The organism is Geodermatophilus sp. URMC 62 (assembly GCF_052931475.1).
The window spans coordinates 2,370,353-2,383,705 of record NZ_JBRFHY010000001.1 but is presented as its reverse complement, the minus strand read 5'-3'; the positions used below and the strand labels follow the sequence as shown (position 1 = coordinate 2,383,705).

Genomic DNA, 13,353 nt, shown 5'->3' with positions numbered 1-13,353 from the left:
GCGCGGCTCGCCCGATCCGTGATGACCGGGCGCGGTCAGGCGACGGCGGGCACCTGCTCCGCCGCCCGGCGTCCGGCCGCACGGGCCGACCGCAGGCTGTCCACGGTGAAGACGACCAGCGCGGCCCAGACGATGGCGAAGCCGGCCAGCCGGGCCGGCGGCATCGGCTCGGAGAAGACGAAGACGCCGATGGCCAGCTGCATCAGCGGGGTCAGGTACTGCAGCAGCCCCAAGGTCGACAGGGGGATGCGCCGGGCGGCCGCGGCGAACAAGAGCAGGGGCACCGCCGTGGCGATCCCCGAGCTCAGGAGCAGCAGCAGGTGCCCGGTGCCGGCGGTGCCCGCCGTCCCCCGGCCGGTGGCGTGCAGCACGGCGAGGACGGCGAGCGCGGGCACCACCACGACCGCCGTCTCGACCAGCAGACCCGGCGCCGCCTCGACGCGGACGAGCTTCTTGAGCAGGCCGTAGCTGCCGAACGTGGCGGCCAGCGTGAGGGCGATCCACGGCGGCCGGCCGTAGTCGACGGTGAGGACAGCGACGGCGACCGTCGCCAGCCCCACCGCCGTCCACTGCAGCGGGCGCAGCCGCTCGGCGAAGACCACGACGCCGAGCAGGACGCTGACCAGCGGGTTGATGAAGTAGCCGAGCGAGGTCTCGACGACGTGACCGGAGTTGACGCCGTAGACGAAGACCAGCCAGTTGGCCGCGATGAGCACCGACGCGCCGGCCAGCACGAGCATCGTGCGGGCGTCGGTGACCGCGGCGCGGACCAGCGACCAGCGGCGCAGCACGGTGATCAGCAGGGAGATGAACAGCAGCGACCAGACGACGCGGTGGGCGACGATCTCCAGGCCGCCGGCCGGCTCGAGCAGCGGGAAGTACAGCGGGAAGACGCCCCACAGACCGTAGGCGGACAGGCCCGCCGCCGTCCCCAGCCGCCGCTCGTCCACGGCGGGCACCGTACGCCTGCCCTCGCGCAGGTCCCCGCCGCGAGCGGGTGGGGGCGTCCCCGCCTAACCGGTCTGGATGTAGTCGACCAGGTGGGCGCGCTCCTCCTCGAGCTCGTCGAGGCGGGCCTTGACGACGTCGCCGATCGAGACGATGCCGAGCAGCCGGCCGTCCTCCACGACGGGCACGTGGCGGACCCGGTGCTCGGTCATGAGGCGGGCCAGGTCGTGGACCGACGCGGTGCGCACGCAGGTGCGGACCTCCGCGGTCATCAGCGCCGACACCGGCCCGTCGAGCACGCCGGGCCCGGAGGCGTGCAGCCCGCGGACCACGTCGCGCTCGGAGAGGATCCCGTCGACGACGCCGGGGGCGCCGGAGACGACGAGCGCGCCGATGCCGCGCTCGACGAGCAGGGACAGCGCCGCGCGGACCGGGGCGCCGGGCGCGACCGTGACGACCTGCGGGCCCTTGCGGCGCAGCAGCTGGGCGATCTGCACGGGAGCCCTCCCTCCCTCGGCGTCCGGCAGTGTCCACCCGCACGCGCCCGAGGGGCAACGGACTCCGGCGCGCGCCCCGCGCCCGCGGCCGCGCGGCTCGCGCACCCCTCCCCCGGGTGGCGCGGGCGGCCTACCGTCGTGGTGTGCGAACCGAGCACGAGGCCCCTCCCACCCGCCCCGGCCCGTGGCAGTGGCTGCGCTATGCCTTCGGCGGCGGGCTGCCCCGGGCCCTGTGGCCCTGGGTGCTCGCCGACACCACCCGTCCCGGCTGGGTGCGCCGTCACCTGGCCCGCTCCCTGGTGCAGCTGTCGCCACTGGTGGCGCTGTGCCTGTTCGCCGTCCCGGTGGCGGTCGCCTACCGGCTCACCGCCGCGCTGGGCGGCCTGATCGTGGGCCTCGTGTACTCGATGGCGTTCATGGTGGAGACGACCGAGCACCGTGTCGCCAAGGCCGGCTACCCCGCCGGCACCGCGGCCCGGGTGCGCGAGGAGCGGGCCGAGCGTGCGCGGGCGACGCGCGTCGAGGAGCGCTTCCCCTACCGCGTCGGCGGAGCCGGCAGCTTCGACTGACCCGGTCACCGCACCATCGCGGTCAGGACGGGGACGGCGGCGTCCCGGAACGTCGGTGTCACCCGCCCGTCCTCGCCCAGCAGCTGCAGCAGATCGGCGGCCTCGTTGCCCAGCTCGAAGACCGGCAACGCCCGCATGCCCCGCAGCGTCACCAGGACCTCCTCCGCGGCAGGACCGACGGCGTCCGGGTCCTCCTCGGCCCGGGCGACGAGGTCGACCAGGGCCTGCCGGGGCGCCGGGTCGGCCAGCTCCAGCAACGTGGGGACCACCGCCCTCTCGACCGCCTCCGTCAGCCGCCCCTGCTCGGCGCCTGCGGTCACCGCCTGCAGCAACGCGCCGGCACGAGCGGCCGTCTGGTCGGCGGGTACGCGGTGGTCGAGGGCGAACAGCTGGTCGAAGAGCTCCGGTCCGCCAGACCCGGCGGCGAGCGGGTCCACCTCCAGCATCGCCACCAGGTCGACCAGCCGGTCGGGCCGGACGACGTCGTCGAGCACCTGCCGGACCCGCTGCCCCACACCGGCGTCCAGCTCGCCGGCCAGCACGGCGTCGGCGACCGCGACGTCCGCGGTGATCGCAGCGGAGCGGCGGAAGCCCCCGCCGAGGGTCGCGATCCGCCGGAGGTCCTCGAGCACGTCGGCGGCCCCCGGTCCCACGGCGTCCGGCGTGCGCGCCGCCGCCTCGGCGAGGGCCGGGATGGTCAGGCCCAGCCGCTCGACGGGCGTGGTGGCGGTGGCGGGCAACGGTGGCAGGAGGGACGTCCCGTCGGGGACGGGAGCGCCCTCGGCCGGCGGCGATGCCTGATCCGTCCGCGCGGGCGGCTCCGCGACAGCGCTGGGGGACGGGTCCTGACCGGTCCTGACGAGGGCGAGGGCGAGGGCCACACCGAAGAGGACGGCGGCCAGCAGGCCGACCAGGAGGGCCACGGTCGGCCGGCGACGCCGGCGGGCAGGACGACGGTGCCTGGCGGTGCCGGGGGGAGCAGCCGCTCGCGTGGCCTGTGGCTCCAGCGCGTCGTCCGAGGCCACGTCCCCGGGATACCCGCGGTCGGCAACGGATACGCGGCCACCACGGACCTCACCAGGTCATCGGGTGCAGACGACCAGGGCGCCCATCCGGAGGGACGAGCCGACGGGGGGACTCGAACCCCCAACCGCCCGATTACAAGTCGGGTGCGCTGCCAGTTGCGCCACGCCGGCGGGACACGGGGACCAGCCCCGGGACCAGGATAGGGACACCGCAGGAGGAGGCTCGGCGGCCCCGGACCGGCACCGGACGGCGGTCGACCGTCGCGCTCCGCCCGGGACCGTCGACGCGTGCCGAGCGGCCGGCCTACAGCCGGGGGTCGACCGGCTCGGACTCCAGCGCCAGGACGGCGAAGACGCACTCGTGCACCCGCCACAGCGGCTCGCCGCGGGCCAGCCGCTCCAGCCCCTCCATCCCGAGCGCGTACTCCCGGAGGGCGAGTCCGCGCTTGCGGCCGAGCGAGCGCTCCCGCAGCCGCTCGAGGTGCTGCGGCTCGGTGTAGTCCGGGCCGTAGACCAGCCGCAGGTACTCGCGTCCCCGGACCTTCAGCCCGGGCTGCACCACACCGCGCCGGCCGTGGGTGAGGTTGGCCGCGGGCTTGACCACCATGCCCTCGCCGCCGGCCGCGGTCATCTCCTCCCACCACGCCGTCGCCGCGGCCTCGCCGGTCGGGTCGGTGACGTCGACGGGCAACGAGCGGGTGCCGCGCACGAGCTCGGGGTCGGCCGCGGCGAGGCGGTCGGCGACGGCCAGGTGCCAGGCGTGCGGCCGGTCGGCGTACGTGGTGCCGGCGGTCGCGAGCAGCTGGAAGGGCGCGAGGGAGACGCCGCTGAGCCCCTCGGTGGGCCAGCAGTACCGCCGGTAGACCTCGGTGAAGGCCTCGGCGTCGCCAGCCCGGCGCCGCTGCCGGTCGAGCACGTCCGCCACCTCGAGGCCGCGCGCGGCCGCCTGCTCCAGGGCCGCCACGGCGGCCGGGAGCGCCGTCCGCGCGGCGGCGCCGACCGCCGCGTACTGCGAACGGATGAGGTCGCCGGCCTTGGCCGACCAGGGCAGGAGCTCGGCGTCGAGCAGCAGCCAGTCGGTGTCGAGCTCCTCGAACAGCCCGGCCTCCTCCGCCGCGATCGAGAGCCGGGCGGAGAACGCGTGCGTCAGGTCGCCGGCGAGGACGGAGCGTCCGGTCCGGGTGTGCAGCACCCCGGAGCCGTCCCGCCGCACCAGCGCCACCGCACGGGAGCCCATGTGCTTCTCCTGGCAGACGACCTCGGTCACGCCCTCGCCGCGGTAGTACGCGAACGCCTCCGCCGGGTGCTCGAGCAGCCCGGGCCGCTCCGACGTCGCCGAGGGGCTCATCGTCGGCGGGAGGTACAGCAGCTGCTCCGGCGCGACGGCGAAGCGGCTCATCACCTCGAGCGCCGCCGCGGCGTTCTCCTCCCGCACGGTCACCCGCCCGGCCAGGCGGGTCTCGACGACCCGCTTGCCGAGCACGTCCTCGACGTCGAGCACGCCGTCGGGACGGTGCGCCCCGGCCGCCGGGGCGGCGTCCTCCGCGGGCAGGAACGGCCGGGCCGGCTCGTAGTAGGTGTGCCCGGCCGGGACGCCGACCAGCTCCCGCTCCGGGTAGCGCAGCGCGGTCAGCCGCCCGCCGAACACGCAGCCGGTGTCCAGGCACAGGGTGTTGTTCACCCACTCCGGCGTCGGCACCGGCGTGTGCCCGTAGAGCACCATCGCCCGTCCCCGGTACTCCGTCGCCCACGGGTAGCGGACGGGCAGGCCGAACTCGTCGGTCTCGCCGGTCGTGTCCCCGTAGAGCGCGAAGCTGCGCACCCGCGCGCTGGACCGGCCCTGCAGCGACTCGGGGAGCCCGGCGTGCGCGACGACCAGCGCTCCGCCGTCGAGCACGTAGTGGCTGACCAGGCCGTGGCAGAAGGCCTCGACCTCGCGCCGGAAGTCCTCCTCCTCGGCCTCGAGCTGGGCCAGGGTGCGCTCCAGGCCGTGCGTCACCTGCACGTTTCGGCCGCGCAGCGCGCGCACCAGCTTGTTCTCGTGGTTTCCCGGCACGCACAGGGCGTGCCCGGCGGCCACCATCCCCATGACCAGGCGCAGCACGCCCGGCGAGTCCGGCCCGCGGTCGACGAGGTCGCCGACGAAGACCGCCCGGCGCCCGGCCGGGTGGACGGCGTCCACCGGACGGCCGCGTCCGTCCCTGTGCAGCTCGTAGCCGAGCCGGCCCAGCAGCTCCTCGAGCTCGGCGCGGCAGCCGTGCACGTCGCCGACGACGTCGAACGGGCCGGTGTCCTCGCGCCGGTCGTTGTACTGCTTCTGGTAGCTGATGACCGCGCGCTCGACCTCCTCGGTGCCGTCGAGCACGTGCACCTTGCGGAAGCCCTCCCGGCCCAGCCCGCGCAGCCCCCGGCGGAGGTCGGCGCGCTGCCGCCGGATCACCCCGGGCGAGATGTCGCGGTCCGGCCGCGCGGCGTTGCGGGCCAGGCACACGCTCTCCGGGACGTCGAGGACGATCGCCACCGGCAGCACGTCGTGCTCACGCGCCAGCCGCACCAGGGACGCGCGGTCCTCGGGCCGCACGTTGGTGGCGTCGACGACGGTCAACCGCCCGGCGCGCAGCCGGATGCCGGCGATGTGGTGCAGCAGCGCGAACGCCTCGGGAGTGGCCGACTGGTCGTTCTCGTCGTCGGCGACCAGGCCGCGGCAGGAGTCACTCGAGAGCACCTGGGTCGGCCGGAAGTGCCGGCGCGCGAAGCTGCTCTTGCCCGAGCCGCTCACCCCGACCAGCACGACGAGGGACAGGTCGGGGACGGCGAGGGTGCGGGTCCCGGCGGTCACGAGACCACCTCCGCGGCGCCGCGGGTGAACACGGCCAGCTGCGTGGGCGGGCCGACGTCCGGGTCCTCGTCCCCCACACCGAGCAGCCGGACGGCGTACCCGTGGCGCTCCCCCACCGTCGCGGTCCACGCGGCGAACTCCGCGCGGGTCCACTCGAAGCGGTGGTCGCGGTGCCGGAACGCGCCGGCGGCCAGCCCCTCGAACCGCACGTTGTACTCGGCGTTGGGCGTGGTGACGACGACGGTCCCCGGCGCCGCGGCGCCGAAGACGGCGTGCTCGAGCGCCGGCAGCCGGTCGGGGTCGAGGTGCTCGACGACCTCCACGAGCACGGCCGCGTCGTAGCCGCGCAGCCGGGCGTCGGTGTAGGTCAGGCCGCTCTGCAGCAGCCGGATGCGGGCCCGCTGCCGCTCCGGCATGCGGTCGAGCCGCAGCCGGCGGGCGGCCACCTCGAGCGCCCGGGCGCTGACGTCCACGCCGAGCACCTCGGTGACGGCGGGGTCGGCGAGCAGCGCGGGCAGCAGCGCGCCGGCACCGCAGCCGAGGTCGACGACCCGTGACGCGCCGGCCGAGCGCAGCGCCGCGAGCACCGCCGCGTGCCGCTGCAGCGCGAGGGGCACCGGCCGGTCGGCGGCCCCGTCCCCGGTGGCCCCGTCCTCGGTGGCCCCGTCCTCGGTGGCCCCGTCCTCGGTGGCCGGCCCGCCGGCGGCACCGACGGGCGGCGCGGTGGCGTCGTCCAGCGTGTCCGGCTCGGCGTCGTCGACCTCCGCGAGCCGCTCGAGGGCCCGGCCGGTGAGGGCGGCGCGGTGCTTGAGGTAGCGGCGGGTGATCAGGTCCCGGTCCGGGTGCGCGGCCAGCCAGCCGGAGCCGGCGCGCAGCAGCTTGTCGACCTCGTCGGTGCCGATCCAGTGGTGCTTGGCGTCGTCGAGGACGGGCAGGGCGACGTAGAGGTGGTTGAGCGCGTCGGCGAGCCGGAGCTCCCCGGTCAGCCGCAGGTCCACGTACCGGGAGTCGCCCCACTCCGGGTACGTGGCGTCCAGGGGTACCGCCGTCGCCTCCACCCGCCACCCGAGCGGCGCGAAGAAGCGGGAGGCCATCTCCGCCCCGCCCCGGCAGGAGAGGGCGGGGACGTGTACCTCCAGCGGGAGGGCGACGTCGACGAGCTCGGGGCGCTCCCTGCTCACGCCCCGGCGGGCACTGGCGAACGCCTTGCCCAGGGCCACGGCGAGCAGGCTGGAGGCGGCGTAGGGACGGTCGTTGACGTACTGCGCGAGCGCGGCGCCCTCGGCACCGCCGGCGCGCGCGGTGCGCACCAGCCCGACCGGGTCGACCTCGAGCAGCAGCGCGACGGTGCAGCGGTGCTCGTCCGCCTCCGGGTAGAACACGTGCGCCGTGCCGGTCGAGACGTCGATCCGCTGGGCCCGCGCGGGGTTCTTGTGCAGCAGGAAGCCCAGGTCGGTCGCGGGCACGTGGGTGGTGGACAGGGTGACGAGCACGCCGCAGTGTCACCGAGCATCGGCGCGGAGTCGACCACCTTCCGCGGATCGGGCGGCGCCGCGTCGTCCGCCGGCGCCCCACGGGGCCACGCGGAGGTCAGGCCATCGGGTCCATCTCGCCGGGGACGGGGAGCGCCGGGACGGCGTCGGGAGCGACGACGAGCAGCACACCGAGCAGGAGCAGCAGGGCCGCCGTCCCGTAGACGGCGACCCGGCGCCACGGCAGGGTCTTCTCGACGGCGATCAGCCCGGCGACGACGGCCGTCCAGGCGACGCTCATGACCCCCAGCGCGAACAGCGACGCCATCAGCGCCCAGCAGCAGCCCACGCACCAGGCACCGTGCCGCGCTCCCATCCGCAGCGCTCCTCCGGGGCCGTCCCGCCAGGCGCCGAGCAGGAAGCTCAGCGGGCTGCGGCACCGGCCGAGGCAGACGTCCTTGAGCGGGGACACCTCGTAGGCCGCGGCGACGACGAGCGTGGCGCCGGCGACCCACCGGCCCGCGCGGTCCCAGGCGAGGACGTCGCCCCCGACCCGGCCCACGACCGCCCACAGCGCGAAGGCCGCCAGCCCCCCGCCCGCCCAGGTCACCAGGTAGCCCGCCGCGAACAGCAGCGGCGAGAGCGGCGACCGCCGCCTGGTCATGCGGGCGTAGAGCGCGACCGTCGGCGCCACCGACGGGAACATCATCGCCGCCATCATCACGACCCACGTCCCGAGGAACCAGCCCAGCGTCCCCAGCTCCGTCCAGGGCCCCTGGTCCATGCCGCGCATCCGGCGCACGGTCCACCACCAGCCGACGGCGGCGAGGGCGAACAGCACGGCGATCAGCCCGAGGCGGACGCGGGCGGCGGCGAAGGCGGGGGCCAGGCCCCCGCTTCCGGGACGTTCCTGCGCCGGGGCGCTCACCGGGTCACGCGGACCAGGAGAACTCCGCGGTCGAGACGCCGCTCCTGCCCTCGTAGCGGATGCCGAAGGCATCGATCCGGGAGCGCCGCGCCTCGGCGATCGTCAGGTCCGACGCGACCGGGTGGCCCCCACCCTCCAGCCTGGCCGGCCGACCGTCCTCCTTGTCGAAGGGCACGACGTCCTCGATCTCGAAGTCGATGGCGTCGCCGACGCGGACGCTGTGCCGCAGCCCGTCGTCGCGGAACTCGATCGGCGCCCGTTCGACGCCAGCGATCTCCGCCACGAGCGGGCCCAGCGCGGCCATCGGCCCGCCGAGCTGCCCACCGAAGACCTGGACCAGCTTGTCGAACTGCTCGTCCGTGGCCTGGTCGTCGACGAACATCCCGAGTCGCCAGTTGCCGTCGGTCATGACCTTCGGGGTGTCGATGATCGTCACGACCCTGCGGCCCCGGACGTCCGTGCCGTCGACCTGGCCCTCGCGGATGTCGAAGGCGAGGGCCGCCCGGCAGAAGTCGTAGGTGGCACCGTGGTCGAGCGAGAGGTTGCAGGGGCACATCAGCTCACACGAGCACGTCTCGGCGTAGCCGCCCCTGAGGTTCCATGCCATGGCCGGTCCCCTCCGTGACCCAGCCAGTGTCCGATCCGGGCCGGGACCGGTCAACCACCTCGCGCGCGGGCCAGGTGCCGCCGGCGGCACCGTGCGGGACTCAGGCGGCGTCGGTGCCGGCGGCCGGACCCTGGCAGAGCCAGTCGGCCGGGTCGCTGCCGGGCAGCGGGCCCTCGGCCAGCCAGCGGCCGAAGCCCTCGGGGTCGCGGCGCTCGAGCTCGTCGAGGGTCTCCTGACGGCGGCGGACCACCGCCTGCCGCGACGCGGGGTCGAGCCGGCCGGCCAGGGCCGCCGTCGTGCCCAGCCACTCCCGGCCCAGCGCGACGGTCGACATCGTGGTCACCGGGGGCAGGGCCAGCACCCGCGCGCGCGACTCCCCCGGGCGCTCCCCGGTCACCGTCCGCGGCGCCTCCGACGAGGACGCCGGCGCGAACCCGACGGGCGCGCTCCCCGGCCGGCGCCCGGTCCGCCGACCGGCGCGCACCAGCCAGACGGCCGACCCGGCGACGACGAGCAGCGCGCCGGCCGAGGCGGTGAGCGCGGGGCCCCCGAGTGCGGCCGTGCCGGACAGGAACAGCAGCACGCCGATCGTGGCCGCGCCGGCCCGCCACGCGGCCTCCAGCGGCGCGAGGGTGCCCTCTCCGGTGGACTCGCGGGCCACCCCGGCGGCCAGGCAGGCGGTGACGACGGAGGCCAGGCCGACGGCCAGCAGCCCGGCGGGCCGCAGCGCCAGACCGCCGACGCCGGCCACTCCCGTCCCGGCGAGGACGGCGAGGCCGAGGAGCAGGCGGGCGGGCAGACCGCGGGTGGACACGAGCAGCCTCCAGGGAGCGCAGGCCGGGCACGGGGTCCGGCCGTCCCGCTGGGGAGGACGGCCGGGCTGGCCCCTTACCCAGCGACCCCTCGATCGCACACCGTGTCCGGGCGTGTCGGACCGTTCGGTCGCGCACGGCAGGATCGGCGGCCGTGGGCACCTCCGTCGTCGACCTCGGCCCGTCCCTCGCCGTGGTCCTGGTGCTGCTCACCGCGCTGGCCGCGGCGGCCGGCCGGCTCTCCGGCCTCGGCCAGGAGCGGCCGGTCGTCGTCGCGGCCCTGCGGGCCACCGTGCAGCTGGGCGTGGTCTCGGCGGTGCTGCTGCTCGTCGTCGGCTCGCTGTGGCTGTCGACGGCGTTCGTGCTCCTCATGGTCACCGTCGCGGCGCTCACCGCGGCCGGGCGGGTCAGCGGCCGGCCGCTGCGCTCCCCCGGCGCCCCGCGCCGCGTGCTGTCGTCGGGGCTGGCGGTGGTCGGCGGTGCCGCGCCGGTCGTGGCGCTGGTGCTGGCCAGCGGGACGGTGCCGCTGCGCGGGGAGGCGGTGATCCCGGTGGCCGGCATCCTGGTCGGCGGGGCGATGACGGCGACGTCGCTGGCCGGACGGCGGCTGCGCGAGGAGCTGGCCACCCGGCGCGGCGAGGTCGAGGCGGCTCTCGCGCTGGGGCTGCTCCCCCGCGACGCCGTCCTGGAGATCGCCCGCCCGGCCGCCGCCACCGCCCTCGTGCCGCCCCTGGACCAGACCCGCACCGTGGGCCTGGTCACCCTGCCCGGCGCGTTCGTCGGCGTGCTGCTCGGCGGGGGCAGCCCGCTGGCCGCCGGCGCCGCCCAGCTGCTCGTGCTCGTGGGGCTGCTGGCCGCCGAGGTGACGGCGGTGTGGCTGGTCACCGAGCTGGTCGCCCGGGGGCGGGTGCTGCCCGACCTGCCCCGCTGACGACCCGTCCGGGGACGCCGTCCAGGGACCTCACAGGCATCCTCCAGGGCCCCGCCAGACGCCCGGCGGACCGTCGTCGGTGCAGGGCGGCGGACGGCCGCCCACGGAGGAGGCGCAGGACAGTGACCGACGGAACCCCGTACCCGAACCCGGCCCACCAGCCGACCGGTGCGACCCCGGGGTGGACCCCGCCGTCGTCCGCGCCGCCCGGCGCCTGGTACCCGGCCGGTGGCGCGGCGACGGCCACCCTGCCGCCGCCGGCGGCACCGTCCGCGCCCGCCCTGCGCCGCGGGGGCCGGCTGCGCCTCGGGGTCGCGGCCCTGCTCGCCGGTGCCCTCATCGGCGGCGGCGCCGGGGCCGGCGTCGTCGCCCTCACCGACGACGGCAGCGGCAGCGGGACGGCGGCCCCCGCCGCCGCGCAGAGCGTGGTCATCAAGGACCCGGAGTCGGCCACCGCGGTGACCGCCGCGGCGGCGAAGGCCTCGCCCAGCGTGGTCACCGTGTACGTGACCGGCGGCTCGGGCGCCGGCAGCGGCTCGGGCGTCGTGCTCTCCGCCGACGGCTACGTGCTGACCAACAACCACGTGGTCACCCTCGACAGCAGCACCGACGCCGCGACCATCCAGGTGCGCACGTCCGACGGCACGCTCTACGACGCCACCGTCGTCGGCACCGACCCGACCTCCGACCTGGCCGTGGTGAAGCTGCAGGGGGCCGGCGGGCTGACCCCGGCCACCTTCGCCGACTCCGACGACGTGCAGGTCGGTGACCTCGCCGTCGCGATCGGCGCCCCGCTGGGCCTGTCCGACACCGTCACCGACGGGATCATCAGCGCGACCGACCGCGCGGTGGCCACCGGCTCCAGCCAGGACGACGCGACCGTCATCGACGCGCTGCAGACCGACGCCGCGATCAACCCGGGCAACTCCGGCGGCGCCCTGGTAAACGCCGCCGGCGAGGTGGTCGGCATCAACACCGCCATCGCCTCGGTCGCCTCGGGCGCGCCCGGCCAGGACGCGCAGAGCGGCAACATCGGCGTCGGCTTCGCCATCCCCAGCAACACCGCGAAGCGGATCGCCCAGGAGATCGTCGACAACGGCTCGGCGACCCACGCCGTCCTCGGGGTGCAGGCGCAGACCGCGGCCAGCGACACCAGCAGCGAGGTCGGCACCGGCGCCCAGATCGTGCAGGTGCAGGCCGGCGGCGCGGCGGCCTCCGCCGGGCTGCAGCCCGGTGACGTGGTGACGGCGGTCGGCGACCGGGCGGTCACCACCTCCACCGAACTGACCGCCGCCGTCCGCAGCGCCGCCCCGGGCTCGGAGGTCACGCTCACCGTCCGCCGCGACGGGCAGACGTCGACCGTCGAGGTCACCCTCGGCAGCAGCGACCGCTGAGCACTGCGGCACCCGACGGGCACCCTCCCGGGCCTCTTAGGCTCGGGAGGGTGTCGTCGTCCCCGATCACTCCGCTGACCTCCTCGCTCGACGACCCGGAGCGCGCCGAGGGGCTGCGCCGGATGAAGCGGCTGGCGACCGGGCTGTTCCTGGCGGCCGCGGTCGTCTTCCTCGCGTGCGTGCTGCTCGGTGGGGAGGCCGGCGCCTGGGTCGGCTACGTGCGGGCCACCGCCGAGGCGTCCATGGTCGGGGCCCTGGCCGACTGGTTCGCCGTCACCGCGCTGTTCCGGCACCCGCTGCGGCTGCCGATCCCGCACACGGCGATCATCCCGCGCAAGAAGGACCAGATCGGCGCGAGCCTCGGCGCCTTCGTGGAGGAGAACTTCCTCACCCGCGCGGTCGTGGACGACAAGCTGGCCACCGTCGACGTCCCCGGCCGGCTCGGCGCCTTCCTGGCCGTGCCCGGCCGGGCCGAGCGGCTGTCGGGGGACGCCGCCGCCGCGCTGGCCGGCCTGACCGAGCTGCTGCGCGACGACGACGTGCAGGACGCCGTCGCGGGGCTGGTCGACCGCAAGCTGCACGAGACGCCGGCCGCGCCGGTCCTGGCCCGGGTGCTGGAGCTGGTCGTCGACGGCGACCGCCACCAGGAGGTGCTGTCGGCGGCGCTGCGCTACCTCGCCCGCTTCCTGCAGGACAACCGCGTCGTCTTCCGGGCCCAGCTCGGTGACGCCTCACCGTCGTGGGTGCCCGACTGGGTCGACGACCGGGTGTTCGACCGCGTCTTCGCCGGCGTCCAGTCCTTCCTCGACGAGGTCGGCGACGACCGGCACCACGAGCTGCGCCGGGTGTACGACGCCCGGCTGCGCGCCTACGTGCACGCGCTGCGCACCGACCCCGACACCGCGGCCCGCGTCGAGGCGTTCAAGAAGGAGCTGCTGGAGCACCCCGCCGTGCGGACCTGGTCGTCGTCGCTGTGGACCAACGCCAAGACCGCGTTCCTCGGCGCTGCCGCCGACCCCGACTCCGAGCTGCGGGCCCGGGTCGCCGACCTGGTGCGCGACGCCGCCCGGCTGCTGCAGACCGACCCCCGGGTGCGCGAGCGGGTCCAGCGCCAGGCGGTGCGCGTGGCCGGCTACCTCGTCGAGCGCTTCTCCGGCGACCTCGCCGACGTCGTCGGCACCACGGTCGCCCGCTGGGACACCGAGGAGACCAGCCGCCGCATCGAGCTGCAGGTGGGCCGCGACCTGCAGTTCATCCGGATCAACGGCACCGTCGTCGGCGGCCTGGCCGGCCTGGTCATCTACACCGTCGCCCAGCTGCTGGGCTGAGCG

At 76.3% G+C, this 13,353-nt stretch carries 12 protein-coding genes and 1 tRNA gene; 4 read left to right on the top strand and 9 right to left on the bottom strand.

What is annotated here, in order from left to right:
• Positions 1 to 35 precede the first annotated feature (35 nt).
• Positions 36 to 950 (bottom strand): EamA family transporter RarD, encoded by a 915-nt coding sequence (gene rarD / locus ACU616_RS11455; protein WP_446758584.1) that lies wholly within the window; start codon positions 948 to 950, stop codon positions 36 to 38.
• 63 nt (positions 951 to 1,013) lie between these two features.
• A complete protein-coding gene (locus tag ACU616_RS11450) occupies positions 1,014 to 1,445 on the bottom strand; it encodes a CBS domain-containing protein (RefSeq protein WP_446758583.1) in 432 nt (143 codons plus the stop codon).
• A 143-nt stretch (positions 1,446 to 1,588) separates the two neighbouring features.
• Here ACU616_RS11450 and ACU616_RS11445 point away from each other — a divergent pair, with 143 nt between their 5' ends.
• Positions 1,589 to 2,014 carry a DUF5313 family protein gene (locus tag ACU616_RS11445; RefSeq protein ID WP_446758582.1) on the top strand — a complete coding sequence of 142 codons (426 nt, stop codon included), beginning with the start codon at positions 1,589 to 1,591 and terminating at the stop codon, positions 2,012 to 2,014.
• Positions 2,015 to 2,019: 5 nt separating this feature from the next.
• Here the strand turns inward: ACU616_RS11445 and ACU616_RS11440 are convergent, their stop codons facing one another.
• From ACU616_RS11440 to ACU616_RS11410, 7 genes are all read right to left on the bottom strand, one after another.
• The gene (locus ACU616_RS11440) at positions 2,020 to 2,937 is read right to left on the bottom strand and encodes a hypothetical protein (RefSeq protein WP_446758581.1); all 918 of its coding nucleotides are present in this window, start codon (positions 2,935 to 2,937) and stop codon (positions 2,020 to 2,022) included.
• Between the two features lie 200 nt (positions 2,938 to 3,137).
• A tRNA-Thr gene (locus ACU616_RS11435) sits at positions 3,138 to 3,210 on the bottom strand.
• Between the two features lie 133 nt (positions 3,211 to 3,343).
• Positions 3,344 to 5,878, bottom strand: coding sequence for a polynucleotide kinase-phosphatase (locus tag ACU616_RS11430; protein ID WP_446758580.1), 2,535 nt, complete (start codon positions 5,876 to 5,878; stop codon positions 3,344 to 3,346).
• Positions 5,875 to 7,371, bottom strand: a complete 1,497-nt coding sequence (locus tag ACU616_RS11425) for a 3' terminal RNA ribose 2'-O-methyltransferase Hen1 (protein WP_446758579.1) — start codon at positions 7,369 to 7,371, stop codon at positions 5,875 to 5,877. The genes ACU616_RS11430 and ACU616_RS11425 overlap by 4 nt, the downstream gene beginning before the upstream one ends.
• 97 nt (positions 7,372 to 7,468) lie before the next feature.
• Positions 7,469 to 8,278, bottom strand: a complete 810-nt coding sequence (locus tag ACU616_RS11420) for a DUF2182 domain-containing protein (protein WP_446758578.1) — start codon at positions 8,276 to 8,278, stop codon at positions 7,469 to 7,471.
• A 4-nt stretch (positions 8,279 to 8,282) separates the two neighbouring features.
• Complete coding sequence (locus tag ACU616_RS11415; RefSeq protein ID WP_446758577.1) at positions 8,283 to 8,885, bottom strand: DUF1326 domain-containing protein; 603 nt, start codon at positions 8,883 to 8,885, stop codon at positions 8,283 to 8,285.
• A gap of 100 nt (positions 8,886 to 8,985) precedes the next feature.
• On the bottom strand, positions 8,986 to 9,699 hold the full coding sequence (locus ACU616_RS11410; RefSeq protein WP_446758576.1) for a hypothetical protein: 714 nt from the start codon (positions 9,697 to 9,699) through the stop codon (positions 8,986 to 8,988).
• Between the two features lie 152 nt (positions 9,700 to 9,851).
• On the opposite strand from ACU616_RS11410, the gene ACU616_RS11405 reads away from it, so the two are divergent.
• From ACU616_RS11405 to ACU616_RS11395, 3 genes are all read left to right on the top strand, one after another.
• Positions 9,852 to 10,628 (top strand): ABC transporter permease, encoded by a 777-nt coding sequence (locus ACU616_RS11405; protein ID WP_446758575.1) that lies wholly within the window; start codon positions 9,852 to 9,854, stop codon positions 10,626 to 10,628.
• Between the two features lie 122 nt (positions 10,629 to 10,750).
• Positions 10,751 to 12,022 carry a S1C family serine protease gene (locus ACU616_RS11400; protein WP_446758574.1) on the top strand — a complete coding sequence of 424 codons (1,272 nt, stop codon included), beginning with the start codon at positions 10,751 to 10,753 and terminating at the stop codon, positions 12,020 to 12,022.
• Positions 12,023 to 12,072: 50 nt separating this feature from the next.
• A complete protein-coding gene (locus tag ACU616_RS11395) occupies positions 12,073 to 13,350 on the top strand; it encodes a DUF445 domain-containing protein (protein WP_446758573.1) in 1,278 nt (425 codons plus the stop codon).
• Positions 13,351 to 13,353: the final 3 nt, after the last annotated feature.